Origin of the sequence: Natrarchaeobius oligotrophus (genome assembly GCF_003841465.1) — an archaeon.
GTDB lineage: Archaea > Halobacteriota > Halobacteria > Halobacteriales > Natrialbaceae > Natrarchaeobius > Natrarchaeobius oligotrophus.
The window spans coordinates 104,514-123,169 of the sequence record NZ_REFZ01000007.1; the positions used below are offsets into that span (position 1 = coordinate 104,514).

Below are 18,656 nucleotides of genomic sequence, written 5' to 3' on the forward strand. Positions count from 1 at the left end.
GCGAAACTCGAACTCTGGAGAGCGAGTGGACTCCTCCGGTCGCACCGAAATACCCCCGAACGCAACGCCGGGCGCGGGTCATCCCCGCCGTTCTACGCAGAAAAATCGTCGATCTCGATCGACCAGGGGCGTCTCGAGACCTCGGTCGACCGCTCAGTTCAGTTCCGACGTGAGCAGCCGACGGAGCACGAGGTGGAGGACGCCGCCGTTTTCGACGTACTCGACCGCCGCGGGCGTGTCGACCTGTGCGGTCACGTCGAACTCGGTGGTCTCGCCGTCTTCGTGTTCGGCCGTGACGGTCAGCTCGGCGTTCGGCTCGAGGCCGTCCTCGAGACCCTCGATGGTGTAGTGTTCGGAGCCGTCGAGGCCGAGTTCCTCCCAGCCCTCGCCCGCTTCGAACTGCAGCGGGAGGACGCCCATGCCGATGAGGTTGTCGCGGTAGATGCGCTCGTAGCTCTTGCCGATGGTCGCGCGGATGCCCAGCAGGTCGGTCCCTTTGGCCGCCCAGTCGCGACTCGAGCCCGTGCCGAGTTCGTCGCCGGCCATGACGACCAGCGGGGTCCCCTCCTCGCGGTATCGCTCGGAGGCGTCGAAGACCGTGGTCTCCTCGTCCGTGGGGTGGTGGATGGTGTAGCCGCCCTGTTTACCGTCGAGCATCTGGTTCTCGATGCGGACGTTCGCGAAGGTACCCCGCATCATCACTTCGTGGTTGCCCCGTCGCGAGCCGTAGGTGTTGAACTCGTAGGGTTCGACGCCGCGTTCTTTCAGCCACTGTCCGGCGGGCAGGTCCTCGCCGAACGGCCCGGCCGGGCTGATGTGGTCGGTCGTGACGGTGTCGCCCAGGGTCAACAGGGCGCGCGCGTCGTCGACGTTCTCGACGCCGGGTTTCTCGAGCGGGAACTCCTTGAAAAACGGCGGCTCGCGGATGTACGTCGATTCGGGGTCCCAGTCGTAGACGTCGCCCGTCGGCGCGTCGAGGGACTCCCAGCGCTCGTCGCCCTCGAAGACGCTCGCGTACTTCTCCTCGAACATCTCGGGCGAGACGCTCTCGTGGATCGTCTCGCGGACCTCCTCGGTGTCCGGCCAGACGTCCTCGAGGTAGACCGGCTCGCCGTCGTCGTCCGTGCCGAGGGGCTCGTTCTCGAGGTCGACGTCCATCTTTCCGGCGAGGCCGTAGGCGACGACCAGCGGCGGACTGGCGAGGTAGTTGGCCGCGATCTTCGGATGGATGCGCGCTTCGAAGTTGCGGTTGCCCGAGAGCACGCTCGTCGTCCAGAGGTCGTGTTCGTCGATGGCCGCCTCGATCGGCTCCGCGAGCGGGCCCGTGTTGCCGATGCAGGTCGTACAGCCGTAGCCGACGACGTGGTAGCCAAGTTCCTCCAGGTCCTCGAGCAGTCCCGAGGCCTCGAGGTACTCCGTGACGACGCGGCTGCCGGGTGCAAGACTCGTCTTGACGTAGTCGGGCACCTCGAGTCCCTTCTCGGCGGCGTTGCGCGCGAGCAATCCTGCGGCGACCATCACCGACGGATTCGACGTGTTCGTACAGCTCGTGATCGCGCTGACGAGGACGCTGCCGTGGCCGATCTCGACTTCGGTGCCGTCCTCGAGTTCGACGGGAACCCTCTCGTCCAGATCGAGTCCCCGATCCGCGACGAGCGCGCCGTCGCCCGCATCGACGTCCGATCCGACCGCGGTACCGTCGCCGTCGACGACGCCCTGCTCTTCGAGCAGCGCCGGGAAGTGCTCGTCCAGGTCGCCCATCGGGATGCGCGAGTGCGGCTTCTTGTGACCGGCGAGACTCGCCTCGACGTCGCCGAGGTCGAACTCGACGACCTCGGTGTACTCGGGTTCCTGCTCGCCGAACAGGCCCTGGGCCTCGAGGTACTCGCGGACCAGTTCGATGTGGTCCGGATCGCGGCCGGTCAGCTCGAGGTACTCGAGGGTCTTCTCGTCGACGGGGAACATGCTGATCGTCGACCCCTGTTCGGGTGCCATGTTGGAGATGGTCGCTCGGTCGGCGACCGACAGCTTCGAGACGCCGGGACCGAAGAACTCGACGAACTTGTCGACGACGCCGACCTCGCGGAGGCGTTCGGTGATGTGGAGCACGAGGTCGGTCGCGGTCACGCCCTCGGGGAGGTCGCCGGTCAGTCTGACGCCGACGACTTCGGGCAGCGACATGGTGATCGGCTGGCCGAGCAGCGCGGCTTCGGCCTCGATGCCGCCGACGCCCCAGCCGACGACGCCGATGCCGCCGATCATCGGGGTGTGGCTGTCCGTGCCGACGAGCGTATCCGGCAGCAGCCACCGCTCGCCGTCGACCTCGCGGTCGTGGACGACCCGGCCCAGGTGTTCGAGGTTGACCTGGTGGACGATCCCCGTCCCCGGCGGGACGACGTTGAACTCGTCGAACGCCTGTTGGGCCCACTTGATCGCGCGGTAGCGCTCCTCGTTTCGCTCGTACTCGAGTTCGACGTTCTGTTCGTAGGCGTCGTCGCTGCCGAAGTGGTCGACCTGCACGCTGTGGTCGATCACGAGGTCACAGGGTACCTCGGGTTCGACGGCCGACGGGTCGACGCCCTTTCGCTCGGCTGCCGACCGGAGCGCCGCCAGGTCGACGACCGCGGGGACGCCGGTCAGGTCCTGCAGGACGACCCGCGAGACCGTAAACGGAACCTCGACGTCAGGAACGTCCGGCTCCCAGGACGCGGCGTTTCGGACGTCCTCGGCGTCGATCATCTCGCCGTCCGCGTTCCGCAACACCGACTCGAGCAGAATTCGAATGCTCACCGGAAGCGTATCCAGGTCACAGAGACCCTGTTCTTCCAGAACCGTGAGATCCGCCATCCGATACGATTCGCCGTCGTGTTCGAACTCCCGGATCGCCTCCGAGAACTCATCGCTTACCATACGACGGAGTAGACAGCCACCCCATTTGAATGCCTCGAGATTCCGCCGTAGCGTTCCGTATACGCCCCACGTTTGTCGGGTGGGGAGACCGATGGTAGCGATCCCACCGCCGTTCTCCGCGGATCGGCGGCCGGGACCACGCTAACGTTCGTTCGCGGAGTTCATCGACGCGTCGGCCCCGCCCGATCGACGACGGTACCGATCGTGATCGGCGGCGCTCTCGAAGAGCGTCACTCCCGGCGAGTCCACTTCTTCACATCGCTTCGCTCGTTCAGTCGTGGACTCGCCGAACATCGCAAACGCTTCGCGTTTGCTCAATCCCGGCGAATCCCGTCGGTCATCACTCCCGTCGCACGTATTCGACGAACGCGAAGCCCTCGCGGTCGTCTCGGTCGCGTTCGCGCCACGCGTCCCGATCCCACTCCGGGAAGCGGGTGTCGCCGTCGGGATCGTCGCGCACCTCCGTCAGGATCAGCCGATCGACCGCGGGAAGAAACCCCTCGTAGACGGTCGCGCCGCCCGCGACGAACGCACGATCGACGTCGTGGCGCTCGCGCGCCGCCCGCTCGGCCACCTCGAGCGCTTCGTCCAATCCGTTCGCGACGACGACGCCCTCTGGCGTCTCGAGGTCGCGAGAGGTGAGGACGATCGTCGTGCGTCCGGGGAGCGGTTCGCCGAGATCCGCGAGGATGCTCTCGTAGGTCACTCGCCCCATGATAACCGGGTGGTCCGTCGTGGTCCGCTTGAAGTGTGCGAGGTCCGCGGGGATGTGCCAGGGCATCCCGCCGTCCCGTCCGATGACACCGTTTTCCGCGACGGCGGCGATCGCGACGAGTTCGAGGTCCGACTCGAGATCGGCGCTCTCCGCGTTCCGATCGCTCGTTCGCTCGTCGGGTTCGTCCGCGCTCATTCCGCCACCGAGAACGTGAGCCCGTCGTGGGACTCGTAGTCGCGAAGCTCGACGTCGTCGTACGAGAGGTCGTCGATCGGGACGTCCGCCACGGCGAGCGTGGGTCGCTCGAGCGGTTCGCGCGACAGCTGCTCGAGCAGTCCCGGAACGTGATCGAGGCGCTCGTCGCCGTCGGCTTCCGCGGGCGCTTCGGACTCGAGCCACTCGCGGACCGCCAGATACTCCGCACGCTCGTCGACGTCAGAGAGTCGGGACTGCAGCTTCCTGAGGTTCTCCGCGTACCACTCGCCGCGTTCGCCCCGGCCGCAGTAGACGTGGGCGTCGACGACCGTGTGAGCGAACGTGCCGGGAACCAGATCGGTCTGCTGGGCGATCACCGTCGTCAGAAGGGCGTAGGCGGCGATGTTGAACGGGATTCCGAGCGCGACGTCGCCCGAGCGCTGGGTGAGGTGGCAGTTCAGCCGGTCGCCCTGGACGTTGAAGACGAACGAGTAGTGACACGGCGGCAGCGTCGAGACGGTCGCGTTCGCCGGGTGCCAGGCGTTGACGACCAGCCGCCGCGAGTTCGGGCTATCCGAGAGCGTGTCGATCACGTACTGAAGCTGATCGAACGTCCGTCGGCCGTCCGCTTCGGTCGTGACCCACCGATGAGCCTCTTCCGGCCAGGACTCGCCCTCGAGGCGGGCGTCGCCGTCGGGGATCGGGTACCGTCGCCAGAACCGGCCGTAGGCGGTGTCGAGTCGCCCCTCGTCGTCGGCCCAGGCGTTCCAGATCTTCGTCTCCTCGCGCAGGTTCCGGATGTGCGCTTCGCCCGAGAGGTACCAGCACACCTCGTGGATCATCGAGTTCCAGCGGTAGCCGTCCATCCGCTTCGTCGTCAGCAGGGGGTACCCCTCCTCGAGGTCGACTTCGTAGTGCTCGCTGAACGAGGAAATCGTGTCGACGCCGGTCCGGTTCGGCTTGTACGCGCCGTCCGAAAGCGTCGCGTCGACGAGCTCGAGGTACTGTTGCATCGGTCTTCCGTACCGACCGGAGATACATAATCCCGCCTGATTCGCGGTCCCAGCGGCAACGACTCGCGACGGACCGTCTCATACGGTTTCCTGACCGTCAGTTCCGGCGCACCCGCAACCCGGACGGCGGGTGCACCGGGACGTCGGTACGGTAATCCGTCTCAGGCGATGTCGCGGCTCGTGTCGATCGCGACCTCTTCGGTCAGTTCGAGTTTGATCGTCTCGGTGGGCTGGCTGCCGTGGCGGAACTTCGGAATCGAGAGGCGATTCTCGAGTTCGGTTCCGGCGACCGTCGTCCGAAGGTCGAACACCGCGTCCGCGGCGTGGTGGGTCCGCGATCGGTTCTCCGGCTGGGCGTCCCCGGTCAGACAGTGCAAGACCGCGATGCTTTTGGTCTCGATCATTCTGGCTTTCAGGTCGTTGAGAAAGTCGACGTACTCGCCGGTCGGCGCACGCTCTAAGACGTCCATCGTGTCGACGATGAGGTTCGCGCCGTCGGGGAGCGCGCTGACGAACTGCGTCGCCTCCTCGAGCGGGTCGTCGCTCGTGATCCGTCTGATCGTCGGACTACCGACCGACGACGGCGAATTTTCGATCGCGTGCCGGACGGCCTCGTCGGATCGTTCGGTCGAGAGGTACAGCGTTCCGCGTGCGGCGGTGAGTTCGTACAGCAGTAGCTCGGACTGACTGGCTGGCCTGGCAGCGTAGGCGACGATGCATCCCGGGGGAAGCCCGCCGCCGAGCTTTCGATCCAGTACGTCGATCCCGGTCTCTAACCGCTCCACCATTCCGTTGGAATCGATTTCGCCAGTGCCAGCATAATTCTTTGCCTTTCGGATCGTCCCAAAACGAAACGCGATCGCCGCTTCGATCGGCGTCGACCGCCCGATCCGAGGGCGTTACCCCGACGAGCGTCCGTTGAACGACGAGTGCACGACGACGACGCCGAATGGAGGGATTCAAGGGGAACGCAGGAGCGTACACGAACGAATGCGCCACGATCACCTCATCACGAGCAAACAACTCTCGCGGGCGGACATCGAGACCGTCCTCGATCGAGCCGCGGCGATCGACGCCGATCCGGCCGCGGTCGCCGACCGCCACGCGGGAACGCTGCTCGGCCTCCTGTTTTTCGAGCCGAGCACGCGGACGAAGATGAGCTTCGAAACCGCGATCAAGCGACTCGGCGGCGACGTCGTGGACATGGGATCGGTCGAATCCTCGAGCGTCAAGAAAGGTGAGACGCTCGCCGACACCGTCCGCGTCATCGAGGGATACGCCGACGCGCTCGTCTTGCGCCATCCCAAACAGGGTTCGGCGACGATGGCCAGCGAGTTCGTCGACGTGCCGCTTTTGAACGCCGGCGACGGCGCGGGCCACCATCCGACCCAGACCCTGCTCGACCTCTATACCATCCGGGAGAACGCGGGCCTGGACGACCTGACCATCGGCATCATGGGCGATCTGAAGTACGGTCGGACGGTCCACTCGCTGGCCTACGCGCTGACGAACTTCGACGCGCGCCAGCACTTCGTCAGCCCCGAGAGTCTGCAACTCCCCCGCGAGGTCGTCTACGACCTCCACCAGTCGGGAAGCGACGCGCAGGTGCGCGAACACGAGTCGCTCGAGGAGGTATTGCCGTCGCTCGACGTACTCTACGTGACCCGCATCCAGCGAGAGCGGTTCCCCGACGAGAACGAGTACCAGCAGGTCGCGGGCGAGTACCGGATCGACTCGGAGACGCTCGCGGCCGCAAACGACGACCTGACGGTGATGCACCCGCTTCCGCGCGTCGACGAGATCGCGCCCGAGGTCGACGACACCGAGTACGCCGCCTACTTCGAGCAGGCCCACAACGGCGTTTCGGTTCGGATGGCGCTGCTGGATCTCCTCTTGAGTGACGGAGGTGACGACGATGAGTGACGAACGCGACGATACCGGTGAGGGCTCTTTCGGCGACACGGACGACCACGCGCTCCGGGTCAGCAAGATCCGCGATGGAACCGTCATCGACCACGTCCGCGGCGGCCAGTCGCTCAACGTCCTCGCGATCCTCGGCATCGACGGCGACGACGGCGAGGAGGTTTCGATCGGGATGAACGTCCCCTCGGATCGGCTGGCGCGCAAGGACATCGTCAAAGTCGAGGGACGAGAGCTCAGCCAGGACGAGGTCGACGTCCTCTCGCTGATCGCGCCGGACGCGACGATCAACATCGTCCGCGAGTACGAGGTGATCGAAAAACACCGCGTCGAACGACCCGACGCCGTCGACGGCGTCCTCTCCTGTCCCAACCCCGGCTGCATCACGACCGGAGACGAACCGGTGACGTCGAGCTTCGACGTGCTCGAGGACGGCGTGCGCTGTGCGTACTGCGGGACGATCGTCCGGGACGGCATCGCGTCGCTGATCGAAACCTGAGACGGCCCGTCGTGCGGCGGTACCGGTACGGCCGCGACTATCCGCGATTGCACCCGTAATCGGTGCGACGAACCGTATAAGCCGGGCCTCGTTCCGCTCCGGAAAACCGTCCAGAATATCTAAGTGGGAACCGAACAATCGTTCGAACGTACATGTCCCGTACACTCAAAGTCATCGTCGCCCTGGTCGTCATCGCAGTCCTCTGGAAAGTCCTCGTCGCCTCCGCTGGCACGGAGGAGATCGAGTACGATCCGGTCGACTGATTCGACGGCAGTAACCGAACCGCTTACCACGACGGCGTCGTACCATCCAGTATGTACGGCGTCGTCACCCGAAACGCTGAGGAAGTCCGCTGGCCGGAGTTCGATCGCGGATTCTACGAGGTGAAAGACGTTACCGGCCGGTCCGCCGAGCCGATCGAGGACGGGGTGAACATGGTGTCGTGTTTCGGCGACAACGCGGCCGCCGACGCCGATCCGTCGCTGGTTCCCGTCGACGACTTCGGTCGCCCCGCGACGCGCGACCGGTCGTACTTCGACTGGAGCTACGTCTGTCCCAGCAGGCGCGACTACCGCGACGGACTGCTCGAGGTCGTCGACGACTGCGTCGCCGCCAACGAGGACGTGCGACTCGACGACGTCGGCTTCCCTCGCGCCGAGTACTGTCGTTGCGGCGTCTGCGAACGGGCGTTCGACGAGAGCGAGTACGACGACAGATTCACCTGGCGCGCGAGCGTCGTCACCGAGTTCGTCGAGGAAGCAGTCGAGCGAGTTCCCGGTCGGGTGTACCTGACGCTCTATCCGGACCCCTACCCGGGCCACCTCTACGAGCGTGCCGGCCTCGACCTCGAGGCGCTCGAAGACCACGTCGACGAGTTCGTCGTTCCGCTGTACGATACGGCCTACGAGACGACCTACTGGCTCGAGACGATCGCCAGGGGATTCGAGAGCGCGCTCGAGACGCCGTTCTCGATCGAACTGTACGCGGTGAACGTCGACGTCGACAACCTCATCCACGCGCTCGAGGTGGCGTCCGAGTACGGGTCGGCCGTCTTCTTCGGCTACGACGCGGCCAACGCGCGGGCGGCGCTTCGACGCATGCGAGCCGACGAACGGGACGGCGTCTCCCACGGCGAGCCGAGTTCGGATTCGTGACGACGGTCCGGGTTTCGACCGCGCCCCGCGGTTTCGGATTCGAACCGAAACCGACTCGAGTTCCGCCGGGACGGACCGCTGTGGGTCAGTACCGGTGCAACCGTCGGGCGGTCGCGGTTGCATGGGTATGGGATAGCGTACGAGCAAACCGAACGGCTCGCAGCGCGCGACGATCGACCGACTGACGCCTCGAGACGGCGGATGGGGCGGAAAAACGAACGATTCTGAGAGTCGGTAGCGCCGACGGATTGCGTCGCCTCAGCGAGCCGCGGAGTTACGTATCGTCGCCGATGAGGTCGTCGTCGTCATCGTCGTCCATTAGGCCTCCGTCGTCATCGTCGTCCATTAGGCCTCCGTCGTCATCGTCGTCCATTAGGCCTCCGTCGTCATCGTCGTCCATTAGGCCTCCGTCGTCATCGTCGCCGATGAGGTCGTCGTCATCGTCGCCCATCAGGCCTTCGTCGTCATCGTCGCCGATGAGATCGTCGTCGTCGTCCATCACGCCGCTCTCGTCGCGCGTCCGCCGGTCGTCATCGTCGCCGATGATACTATCGTCGTCGTCCATCAGTCCCTCGTCGTCGTCGCCGATGATGTCGCCGTCGTCGTCTCCGATCAACTCGTCGTCGTCGTCCATCATCCCCTGGTCGTCGTCCATCACTCGGTCGTCGGAGCGTCGGTTCCCGTCGCCGGTCCCGGAACCGGCGTCGGTGTCCATTCCGGCCGTTCCGCCTGCTCCGGCGTCGGTTCCCGAGAGTTCTCGCTCGAGGCGGACCTCGTCGTCGGTCACGCGGGCGACCGACTCCTCTTGAAGGGGGTAGGCGTCCCCGTCGGTTCCGCCCCAGCCGAGTTTCGCCTTGATCGTGTCCGTGACGCCGGGATCGGGTTCGACGTGTGCTGTGCCGTGTTCGACCGCCGCGACGATTCCGACGTCGTCACCGTCCGCGTTGACGACCGTCTTTCCGACGTCGTCGTCTGTAAACTGGTGAACCATTGCGCTCCAACTAACGGCAACGCCGACCATGATGGTGGTGCTTGCTGTGGCTTGCGATTCGAAGGCCGGACGTCGTCGGGGATGTCCCGTGGCTGGAGAAGGTCGAACTCGAGTCGTGAAAACGACTACCGTCTCGGCGCGAACCGGGGCCGGACCGTCTGTGGGTGTGAGCGGTCGGTTCCGTTGTGATCGCCTCCGGCGATCGAGTGTGCGGTCAGTCGGACGGAAGCGGAGGCGCGGTCGCTTCCTCTTCGGTGACGTTGAGTTCGGACGTCACGAGCGCGCGGTAGGCCCGGCGAAGACGCTCGGAGAGCGCCTGATGCGAGATGTCGAGTTCGTCCGAGAGCTCCTGCATCGATACCTCGCGCGGAATTTCGAAGTAACCGTGATCGACGGCCGCGACCAGCGTCTCGTACTGGCGTGCGGTGAGACCGCACTGGGTGCGGCTCTCTTCGGATAAGTCGAACAGGCGGACGATCGTCGGCGAGACGTCCTGCTCGACGAGCCGGTCGTACAGCGTACTGACGTTCTCCCGTTCGACCACGCGAACGCTCAACAGCCACGAGCCGTTCGACGCCGACGCGCTCAGTACCGTTCCGTTCTGCTCGAGGACGACCTCGAACGGGTCGACCGTGTCCGGATCGAACTCGATGTCGTAGAGGAACCGCTCCTCCTCGTTGGTGATACACGAGTACGTGCCGATCGCTGACGCGTCCGTCAGTGCGTCCTCGATCTCCGGCTGCGTGTCCCCCGACAGCCAGAGCCCGTGTCCGCTCGAGGCGATCACACGCTCCATCTCACACGTTAGCGACGGAACTGCCTCGAAGAGCTCGCCCAACCCGGTTCCATCGGCCGGAATTTCGATGTCTGCGATCGATGTCATAGGTCTCACTCACGGATACACCAGCGACCGCATTAACCCCGTTTCCAAAGAGATTAGCGACGCCAATAGCGACTTTCTCCGAATCTGGACGTTTTACTCTCCGTCCAGGATCAAAAAGAAAATCACGTTCAGTGATGGGTCGGCGTCCGACCGAGAACCTGGACGAGTCCGACCACGACGAGCGTGATCGCGAGCAGCGCGAGCGCGATCGGAACCACCGGCTCGAGGCCCCGGGAGACGAACGAGACCCAGATTCGGGTCGGCATCGTCCGCGGATTGTACGCGACCATCATCGTCGCGCCGAACTCGCCGATCGCGCGGACGAACGTCAGCACGATCCCCGCGGCGATGGCGTTGCGCGCGAGCGGCAGCGACACGAGCCGAACCGTCTCGACGGGACCGTACCCCATCGTTCGAGCGGCTTCCTCGAGGCGACGGTCGACGCCGTCGAACCCAGCTTTCGCGGCAACGACGAGAAACGGGGCGGCGACGAACGTCTGTGCGAGAATCACGCCGATGTGGCTGTCGGTCAGGGGAACGCCCACTCTCGCCGCGGCGGACCCGAGTGGCGTGAACTGCCCGAGGACGCTCAACAGCACCGCTCCGCCGACGACGGGCGGCAACACGAGCGGGATCAGAACCGCCGCCTCGACGAGCCGTTTACCCCGGAACTGACCCCGCGAGAGGACGTACGCGAGCGGAACGCCGAAGACGGTCGCGACGAGCGTCGCGATCGGCGCCGTCACGAGCGAGGTTACGATCGCAGCCCGCGTCGCGGGTGCGCCGAGTTCGCCGACGACGTCGACCGCCCCCGCCTGCAGGAGGAAGACGACGAACGGGACGACGAAGTACGCGAGCAACACGCCGCCGAGGAGCGCGGGAATCACGACGGTGCGGTCGATGCGTGCAAGTCCGGTTCCGAACGCGCCGCTCGAGCCGCTCACTGGTGGACCTCCCCAGGGACCCGACCTCGCGTTCGTGGGAGCTCGTCGGGCACCCGGAGTCCGCAGTGCTCGAAGGGTGCTGTCCGCTCGAGCAGAAACGAGACGAACCGTTCGGCCTCCGCCGGACGATCGGCGTGAGAGAGGACCGTTCCGTTGTACACGACGGGCGAGCCGTGGACGACGTGGCCGTCCGCGGTCGTGTACGAGGCCCGTTCGTACTCGGACGCGCGCTCGGGGTTTCCGAAGTTGTAGCCGTCGGACAGCCGGTAGAACGGCAGGTCGCGATCGACGGCCATGCTTCGGTAACAGATCGCACACGCCCTGTTGCCGGCTTCGACGCCTCCTAGCAGCTGTCCGTCGCCGCCGTCGACGGACGCACGGTCGACCATCGTTTCGCGAAATCCCTCGATCTCGTGTCCTCGCTCGGCCAGCTCGAAGAGGTGGACGGCCCGGTAGCCGACCGGACTCCGATCGGGATCGCCGATGCCGACCGCTCCCTTCTCGGCGTCCGAGAGGACGTCGTACCACGGCTCTCCGGCCTCGAGACGGGTCCCGAGTTCCGTGGACGGTTCGTAAACGACGCCGACCTCGTTGCTCGCGAACTCGACGTCCCAGTTCGCGTGATCGGGATAGAGCCGCTCGCGAAGCAGCGCCACGTCGACGCCGAGGACGACGTCCGGTCGCTTGCGCTCCGTTTCGACCATCTGCAGGATCGCGTTCGTCCCGTGATACTCGCCGTCGAACCGGACGCCGTGTTCGGCCTCGAAATCCGGCCCGAGGTGTTCCTCGAGGGCGACGGCGAGACTGGCCGCAGCGAGCACCTGGATCCTGTCGGCGCTTGCGAGACAGCCCGACGCACCGACGGCTCCGGCGACCGCTCCGCTCGCGGCGACGAGGAGCGACCGTCGGCTCGCGCGGGGCGTCCGGACGCCGTCGCCGTCACGTTCCATACGTCGTCTTGGCGTTCGTCCCTAATATAACTACTTTCGGTTCCTTTTGAAGGGGATGGTCACCGAATGTGGTTTCATCTCGTCGTCACGGACCGGTCGTCCCCGTTCGTGACGACGAGCGAAACCGTTCGTCGTTGCGAACGGGTCTCACGGGGACGATTTCGAGTCGAGCCCCGTTCCACGGCCGGCGGTTCCTGGATTGGGCCGATCGCCACGCTCCGACTCGCGCGGTTCGGAGCGGAGCACCGACCGGGATTCGAGATCCTCGATCGTCTCGACGAGATCGTCGACGTCGTCGTCGCCGCGGGCGACGACCGTTCCCCCGACGGCCGAGCGATCGCGGTCGCCGACGAGAATCGTCGGCAGTGACGCGGCCGCGAACCCCTCGACGAGCACGACGTCGTATCCCCGTCGCTCGAGTCGAGCGAGCGTGCTCGCGAGCGCCCGCCGCTCCCGGCGGTCGGCGTCACCGTCGAAGCCGGGATCGCGAAGGGAGTCGGGGTCGACGCCGGACTCGCCGTCCGGCGGATCTCGCTTCCCGCGGCCGGTGATTTCGAACGTGACGTCCGGGGTGACGCCGACGACTGCCTCGGCGCCGGCGGTCCGGTGGCGGTGAGTGTCGGTTCCCGGCGTGTCGATCTCGACGGCGTGGTGGATCGACTTGACGGTCGCGACGCGGCGGCCGCGATCGGTCAGCCGCGGGACGAGCGCCTCCACGAGCGTCGTCTTCCCCGCGTCGCTCGGACCGGCGAGACTGACGACCTTCATCGCCGTTCGCCACCGTTCCCGAACTCGTCCGTCCGCGAGGGGCTCCCCGGAGCGTTCGTCGTCGCGGTCGGGTCCTGACCCGGCATCGATGAGATGCCACAGCCGTTACAGCGGAAGTCGCCGTCCTCGTCGTCGCCGAGGAACTGCTCGGTCGGCGACGGCGGCGTCTCCGGAAAGACCGTCGGCTCGACGCCGAACCGGTCTGCGTCCGCCGCGACCAGTTCGTCCGTGACGCCGGCGAGCGCCCGGTAGAACGAGTCGTTGGCCTCGGCCTCGACGGCTTCGCGAAACCGCGGAACCCATCGACCGAGGTGATCCTCGAGGAAGTCCGCCTGGGCGTTCTCGAGGACCGACACGCCCGTCTCGTCGCCGTCCAGGTGCAGGGCGGCGGTCTGTAGCGCGAGGTGAGAGCAGAACTCGAGTTCGAAACAGAGGTGGTCCGACCGGTCGCGGTAGCCGTCGACCTTCTCGAGGCCGAACGCCCGGTAAAATCCCGACAGGTCCGCGATCGTATCGGTGCTGGTCAGGACGGTTCCTGGGCCGTACTCGATCTCGTACTGCGAGATTTCGCCGCCGTGTTCGAACCCGAATCGCGTCGCGTATCGCTCGGTGAGCGCCTCGAGTTCGTCCTCGCTCGACGGACAGCGATCGGCGGCCGATTCGGCGCGGTCGATCAACGGCTCGCACTCGAGCGCTCGCGCCGATTCGACGAGCTGTCGTTCGAACGTTCCGGACGTGAACGCGCCGCGAAGTTCCTCGTCGGGGCGGTCGAACCCGAGCGAGGCGAGTTTGTACAGGCGAGCGCGGTGGACGTGAGCTTCTGGATACATCGTTCGTTCTCTCCTTACGTGACGTCGAGTCGGTAGACGTCGTTTCTCTCGTCGTACGAGTCCCGTTCGTACTGGGGTTCTTCCATCGGGACGCGGGCGACGGTCGAGCCGGAGCCGTCGTAGCCGACCGCCTCCTCGTCGGTCACCTCGAACGCTTCGATGCGCCACTCGGTCGATCCCATCAGGTGCAACAGTCCGCGGAGTTTCCGGTACTCCTCGTCGCCGCGCATGGCTGCCCGATAGGTCTCGACGGCGTCCTCGACGCCCGGTCCGAACATCTGGAACAGGTAGTCGGTCGGGACGTTGATCGGCGGGACGTAGTAGACGTTGGGCTCGAGTCCGAGTTGCGGGTACAGCGGGAGCGCGACCTCGACGTCGTGGACGAGGTAGTCGACGGGATTCGACGAGTCGTACTCGTCCGGCGGGTTGATCCAGCCGTGCTGGCGGAGCTTTCCGAGGCAGTTCTCGAAACACTGCGGGACGAGCCCTTCTTCGATCTTCGGGTAACAGCCCACGCACTTCTGGGAGACGCTTTCGGCCGGGTTGTACACCGACTTGCCGTACGGACAGGCCCGAACGCACTCCTGGAGGGCCTGACAGCTCTCCTGATCGATGAGGACGATCCCGTCCTGGGATCGCTTGTAGGCCGCCTGGACCGGACAGCCGCCGGCGCAGGCCGCGAACGTACAGTGGTTGCAGATCCGCGGAAGGTAGAAGAACCACATCGGGTGGGGATTCTCCCGGATGTGGGTGTCCGCTTCGATCGCTTCCCCGGCGGGTTCGTCCTCCCCCAGGTTCGGGTAGGCCCAGTCCTCGGCGTCCGGGCGGTACCCGTCGATCTCTTCGCCGTGGAAGTTCTGCGGATCGTCGTCGACCAGCATGTCCTCCCAGTCGACGTCGTTGGCCTCGAAGATCGTGTCGCCCTCGTAGACGCCATCGGAGCCCCACTCCTGATAGTCGAGCATCTCGAGGATCTCGACGTCCCAGCCCACGGGGTGGGAGCCGTAGGGCTTCGTCTCCACGTTGTTCCAGAACATGTGCTCTTGACCCTCGCCGTGGGTCCACGTGGTCTTACACGAGAGCGTACACGTCTGGCACGCGATGCACTTGTTGATGTCGAACACTGCGCCCCACTGCCGGTCCGGTCGGGACTCGGCGTAGGGGAACTCCATCTCCCGTCCGATCTGCCAGTTGTATACTTCTGCCATTAGCTGTCACCTCCCTCCGATCCGCTCACGAAGCCGCCGCTCAGATAGTCTCGCATTCGATCGTCCTCGTTCGCCGGACGCAGCCCCTTCCTGTCGGGCATCCAGCGCTCTTCGTCGTCCTCGTGGGCGGCGTCCTCCGCCTTCTCGACCTTGACGAACGCCTCCTTCGGCGCGCCGTTCGCGACGTGGACGTCCATCTCGAAGCCGACGTCGACGTTCTGGCCGCCGTAGTTCTTGCGGGCCATGTCGTCCGTCAGCAGGGTCGGCCGGAACCAGGTTCGGGTCGCGCTCTGGTGGCTCCCCTGTCGGTACAGGGAGACGTAGTCCGTCTCCTCGTTTTTCGCCAGTCCTTCGCCCTCGCCGTCTTCGGGCCGGTGTGCCTCGACGGTGCCGTGTGAGGCACCGTTCAGGTTCATCCAGCTCCGGGTGACGCCGCGAGGCATCGCCGGCTGACTGCGCACGCGCATCTTCGCGCGGGCGTAGTCGTCCTCGTCCCCGGCGTCCGCGCCGCGGTACGGCCGATCTTCGGGGTCGGCGTCGACCCACACGTAGTCGCCGTCGTTGAATCCCTCCGCTTCCATGTCCTCGGGGTTCATCTCGATGTACCCCTCGCCGTAGTAGGGACTGCGCTCGTCGTGGCGCTCCATGTCGCCGAAGGGTCCCCACCAGACCGCGATGTTGGGAAGCGAGTTCGCGAAGGTGTGGGTGCCGTGTCGGTACTTCGGCGTCATGTAGCTGTAGTCGTAGCCCTCGTCGAGCTCCTTCAGCGGGTGCTCGGTATCGACGAGTTCGGAGGGCGTGTAGATCCGGTTTCGAACCTGCCGGGCGTCGCCGTCGCGGCGGTCCTCGCTCCAGCCGAGGTCCTCGGGCGTGTCGGGATCGATGACCGGACTGTCCGCGCCCGCGACGATCGCGTTCGGCTCGTAGAACGTCCCGTCCATCGGCTCTCGGTGCAGCGGGATGTTCTCGCCGGCCTCCGCGAACATGTCCTCCTCTCGGAAGAACTCCATCCGACCCGTCTTCGTGTACCACGGCCGGTCGTCGAGCGCCTGCTCGGAACCGACCTTCTTCGGGTACGTACGGGTCTGGATGATCTTCGGGATTCCCTCCCTGGCGTCCTCGAGCATCTCGTCGACGTCGTAGCCTTTGACCGTGTTCGAGTGATCGACGATCCGCTGGAGATACGGGCGAGCGGTGTGCTCGTCGTCGATGAACGCCCAGTAATCATCGAATCGGTCGTCGTCGAGCAGGTCGCCGAGCGCTCGCGCGACGCCCGCGTAGATCTCGGCGTCGTTGCGGGTGTCGTAGATGCGCTCCATCTCCGTCGTGGGCATCGCCATCACGAACGGGTTCGTCACGGCGGCGGTGAGGTCGTTCTGGTGGTGTTCGGCCCACGAGTCCGCCGGGAAGACGATGTCGGAGTACTCGCAGGTCCCCGTCCACCACCACTCGTTGGTGAAAAAGGCCTCGATCCGGCCGGTGCGAAGCATGTTCTCGATGATGTCGTAGGACCCCTTCGCGTTGCCCAGGATCGAGTTCGAGCCGGACACCCACAGCAGCTTCGTGGGCGTCGGCATGTGCGAGTCGCCCATGTGGTACTCGCCTTCGATCTTCAGCGGGCGGTCGCCGTGGGAGTACCAGTGGGCGGACTGGCCCGTCGTCGTGTTCCGGATGTCGACGTCCGTCACGTCCGGATCGGTCTCGGGATCGAACGGGTCCTCGTAGATCCACTGGTCACGGCCGTTGAAGTACGCGCCGCGGTAGTTGCCGGCGTAGCTGCCGACGTTTCCCGCGTGCTGGCCGACGTTGCTCGTCAGCGACGCAAGCAGGAAGACGGCGCGATCCTTCTGGTCCTGGTTGGTGTAGTGGTTCGGCCCCATCCCGGTGAGGATGAGGGTCTCCTCCTGATTGTTCGCGCAGTCGGACGCGAGGTTCTCGACCGCCTCGGGCGAACAGCCCGTAACCTCGGCGACGTCTTCTGCGTCCCAGGTGTCCTCCAGGTGCTGTTTGATCAGATCGAAGACCGGGCGGACCTCGACGGTCTCGCCGTCGACCGTCTCGACGGTGAACGTGCCCTCGAGGCTGGCCGGGACGTCGAAGTCGTCGCCGATCTCGTCGCGCGTGACCGGCTCGAACTCGTCGGTGTCGGCGTTGTGGACGACGAAGTCGCCCCAGTCCTCGCGGAGGTCCTCGGTGAGGATCTGTTCCCAGACGTCCGTCGTTCCCTCTCTCGGGCGCTGGTCGTCGTCGCGGACGACGTTCGTCTTCTCGAGGCTCTCTGGCTCGTAGCCCTCGATCACGTCGCTCGCCCGGAGGAGTTTCTTCTCGTCGAGGCGGACGAGCATCGGGAGGTCCGTGTTCCGACGGACGTAGCCCTCGTCGTAGAGATCCTCCTCCATGATGATCTTGGCCGCACCGAGGAACAACGCCGAGTCGGTCGCCGGCCGGATGATCATCAGCTCGTCGCACTTCGAGGACGTGGCGTTGTAGTCGGTGAAGACGCCCGTGACTTTCGTGCCCTTCAGCCTGGCCTCGGTCAGCCAGTGGCAGTCGGCCATCTTCGTCGTCAGGAAGTTGATCCCCGCGAGCACGACGTGGTCGGCGTACTCGACGTTCACGAGGTCGAAGTCGACCGTCTGCTGGCCGGTGACCATCGTGTGCCCCGGCGGCAGGTCGGTGTGCCAGGAGTAGTTGTCCAGTCCGACGCCGCCGACGGCTTCGTCCTCGCTGACGCCCCGAACGTGCTGGTCGACCAGCGCCATCTGGTTCGCGACGCGGTACATACCCATCAGCCGGATCATTCCCAGCAGGGGCATCCCGCCGCGGAACTTCAGCGTCTGGGTCCCGACGCCGCCGGTCTCCTCGACGACCCGCTCGTCGTAGTCCTGTGCGAGCAAGTCCTGTACACCCGAGTCGCCGCCGTAGTGGTCGGCGATCTCTACGATCGCGCGGGCGGCGAGTTCGTACGCCTCGTCGAAGTCGACCTCGAGCCAGTCGTCTTCCCCGCGGTTCGCGTACTCCGCGGGCATCGAGCCGTCGGCCTCGCGGGGGAAGCCGTCTTCGACCCACTCCCGGAAGCCTTCGCGGACCATCGGTGCTTGAACCCGCTGGTCGCTGTAGAAGCGTTCGATCATCGCGAGCCCCTTGTTACAGACCCGCGGATCCCAGCGCTGGCTCGCCCGCTCGCCCTCGAGACCCTCGGCCTCGCCGTAGTTCATCGACGGACCCAGCCGGGTGATCTCGCCGTTCTTGACGGAGGCCTCGAGGTAGCAGTTGTGCGTATCGTTGGGGGTGCACGTCAGGACGTACGAATCGTCGCGCGCCCACACGTCGCGGTACTGATCCTCCCAGCCCTCGTTCGGATACTCCTCGAACGGGTTCAACGGTCCGTCGTCGTCGGCGGCCGTCGTGCCCCCGAGTCGACGGTAGCCGAGCAGTCCCAGTCCGGTCGCGCCGGCGACGCCGGCGGCCGCCGCACCGAGTTCGCGACGGGTCAGCTCGAGTCCGTCATCGCCACCGTCGTCGCTCATTCGGCCCACCTCGTTCGTGACGCCAGCGCCCGAGGCGGCGGCGTGGCGCAACCGTCGGTCGAGCGATCGGCCGTTCGCAGTGAGTCGTCCCTGTGCATACACTGAGGACTCCACGTTCCGGACGTAAACTGCCACGGACCGTTCCC

Annotated in this window: 15 protein-coding genes; 3 read left to right on the forward strand and 12 right to left on the reverse strand. The window is 65.9% G+C overall.

Going from position 1 to position 18,656, the window contains the following annotated elements:
- Positions 1-153: 153 nt before the first annotated feature.
- The 4 genes from acnA to EA472_RS11980 form a co-directional block, all read right to left on the reverse strand.
- Positions 154-2,910 carry an aconitate hydratase AcnA gene (acnA, locus tag EA472_RS11965; RefSeq protein WP_124191752.1) on the reverse strand — a complete coding sequence of 919 codons (2,757 nt, stop codon included), beginning with the start codon at positions 2,908-2,910 and terminating at the stop codon, positions 154-156.
- A 340-nt stretch (positions 2,911-3,250) separates the two neighbouring features.
- Complete coding sequence (locus tag EA472_RS11970) at positions 3,251-3,820, reverse strand: dihydrofolate reductase (protein WP_124191753.1); 570 nt, start codon at positions 3,818-3,820, stop codon at positions 3,251-3,253.
- On the reverse strand, positions 3,817-4,833 hold the full coding sequence (gene thyA / locus EA472_RS11975; RefSeq protein ID WP_124191754.1) for a thymidylate synthase: 1,017 nt from the start codon (positions 4,831-4,833) through the stop codon (positions 3,817-3,819). The genes EA472_RS11970 and thyA overlap by 4 nt, the downstream gene beginning before the upstream one ends.
- 161 nt (positions 4,834-4,994) lie before the next feature.
- A complete protein-coding gene (locus tag EA472_RS11980; protein WP_124191755.1) occupies positions 4,995-5,621 on the reverse strand; it encodes an RAD55 family ATPase in 627 nt (208 codons plus the stop codon).
- A gap of 202 nt (positions 5,622-5,823) precedes the next feature.
- Between EA472_RS11980 and pyrB the strand changes: the two genes are divergently transcribed.
- From pyrB to EA472_RS11995, 3 genes are all read left to right on the forward strand, one after another.
- On the forward strand, positions 5,824-6,756 hold the full coding sequence (gene pyrB / locus EA472_RS11985; RefSeq protein WP_124191756.1) for an aspartate carbamoyltransferase: 933 nt from the start codon (positions 5,824-5,826) through the stop codon (positions 6,754-6,756).
- Complete coding sequence (gene pyrI / locus EA472_RS11990; RefSeq protein ID WP_124191757.1) at positions 6,749-7,252, forward strand: aspartate carbamoyltransferase regulatory subunit; 504 nt, start codon at positions 6,749-6,751, stop codon at positions 7,250-7,252. The genes pyrB and pyrI overlap by 8 nt, the downstream gene beginning before the upstream one ends.
- Before the next feature lie 314 nt (positions 7,253-7,566).
- The gene (locus tag EA472_RS11995) at positions 7,567-8,406 is read left to right on the forward strand and encodes a hypothetical protein (protein WP_124191758.1); all 840 of its coding nucleotides are present in this window, start codon (positions 7,567-7,569) and stop codon (positions 8,404-8,406) included.
- A 274-nt stretch (positions 8,407-8,680) separates the two neighbouring features.
- On the opposite strand, the gene EA472_RS12000 is transcribed toward EA472_RS11995, so the two are convergent.
- The 8 genes from EA472_RS12000 to EA472_RS12035 all read right to left on the reverse strand — a co-directional run bounded on the left by EA472_RS12000 (position 8,681) and on the right by EA472_RS12035 (position 18,510).
- Positions 8,681-9,397 (reverse strand): hypothetical protein, encoded by a 717-nt coding sequence (locus tag EA472_RS12000; RefSeq protein ID WP_124191759.1) that lies wholly within the window; start codon positions 9,395-9,397, stop codon positions 8,681-8,683.
- A 214-nt stretch (positions 9,398-9,611) separates the two neighbouring features.
- Positions 9,612-10,280, reverse strand: coding sequence for a helix-turn-helix domain-containing protein (locus tag EA472_RS12005; protein WP_124191760.1), 669 nt, complete (start codon positions 10,278-10,280; stop codon positions 9,612-9,614).
- Between the two features lie 128 nt (positions 10,281-10,408).
- Positions 10,409-11,224 (reverse strand): ABC transporter permease, encoded by an 816-nt coding sequence (locus EA472_RS12010; RefSeq protein WP_207891157.1) that lies wholly within the window; start codon positions 11,222-11,224, stop codon positions 10,409-10,411.
- Positions 11,221-12,174: an extracellular solute-binding protein gene (locus tag EA472_RS12015; RefSeq protein ID WP_124191761.1), complete on the reverse strand. Its 954-nt coding sequence runs from the start codon at positions 12,172-12,174 to the stop codon at positions 11,221-11,223. The genes EA472_RS12010 and EA472_RS12015 overlap by 4 nt, the downstream gene beginning before the upstream one ends.
- 147 nt (positions 12,175-12,321) lie before the next feature.
- A complete protein-coding gene (locus tag EA472_RS12020; RefSeq protein WP_124191762.1) occupies positions 12,322-12,942 on the reverse strand; it encodes a molybdopterin-guanine dinucleotide biosynthesis protein B in 621 nt (206 codons plus the stop codon).
- The gene (locus tag EA472_RS12025; protein ID WP_124191763.1) at positions 12,939-13,772 is read right to left on the reverse strand and encodes a TorD/DmsD family molecular chaperone; all 834 of its coding nucleotides are present in this window, start codon (positions 13,770-13,772) and stop codon (positions 12,939-12,941) included. Before EA472_RS12025 ends, EA472_RS12020 begins: the two co-directional genes overlap by 4 nt.
- Positions 13,773-13,786: 14 nt before the next feature.
- Positions 13,787-14,980, reverse strand: coding sequence for a 4Fe-4S dicluster domain-containing protein (locus EA472_RS12030; RefSeq protein WP_124191764.1), 1,194 nt, complete (start codon positions 14,978-14,980; stop codon positions 13,787-13,789).
- Positions 14,980-18,510: a molybdopterin-dependent oxidoreductase gene (locus EA472_RS12035; protein ID WP_124191765.1), complete on the reverse strand. Its 3,531-nt coding sequence runs from the start codon at positions 18,508-18,510 to the stop codon at positions 14,980-14,982. Before EA472_RS12035 ends, EA472_RS12030 begins: the two co-directional genes overlap by 1 nt.
- Positions 18,511-18,656 lie beyond the last annotated feature (146 nt).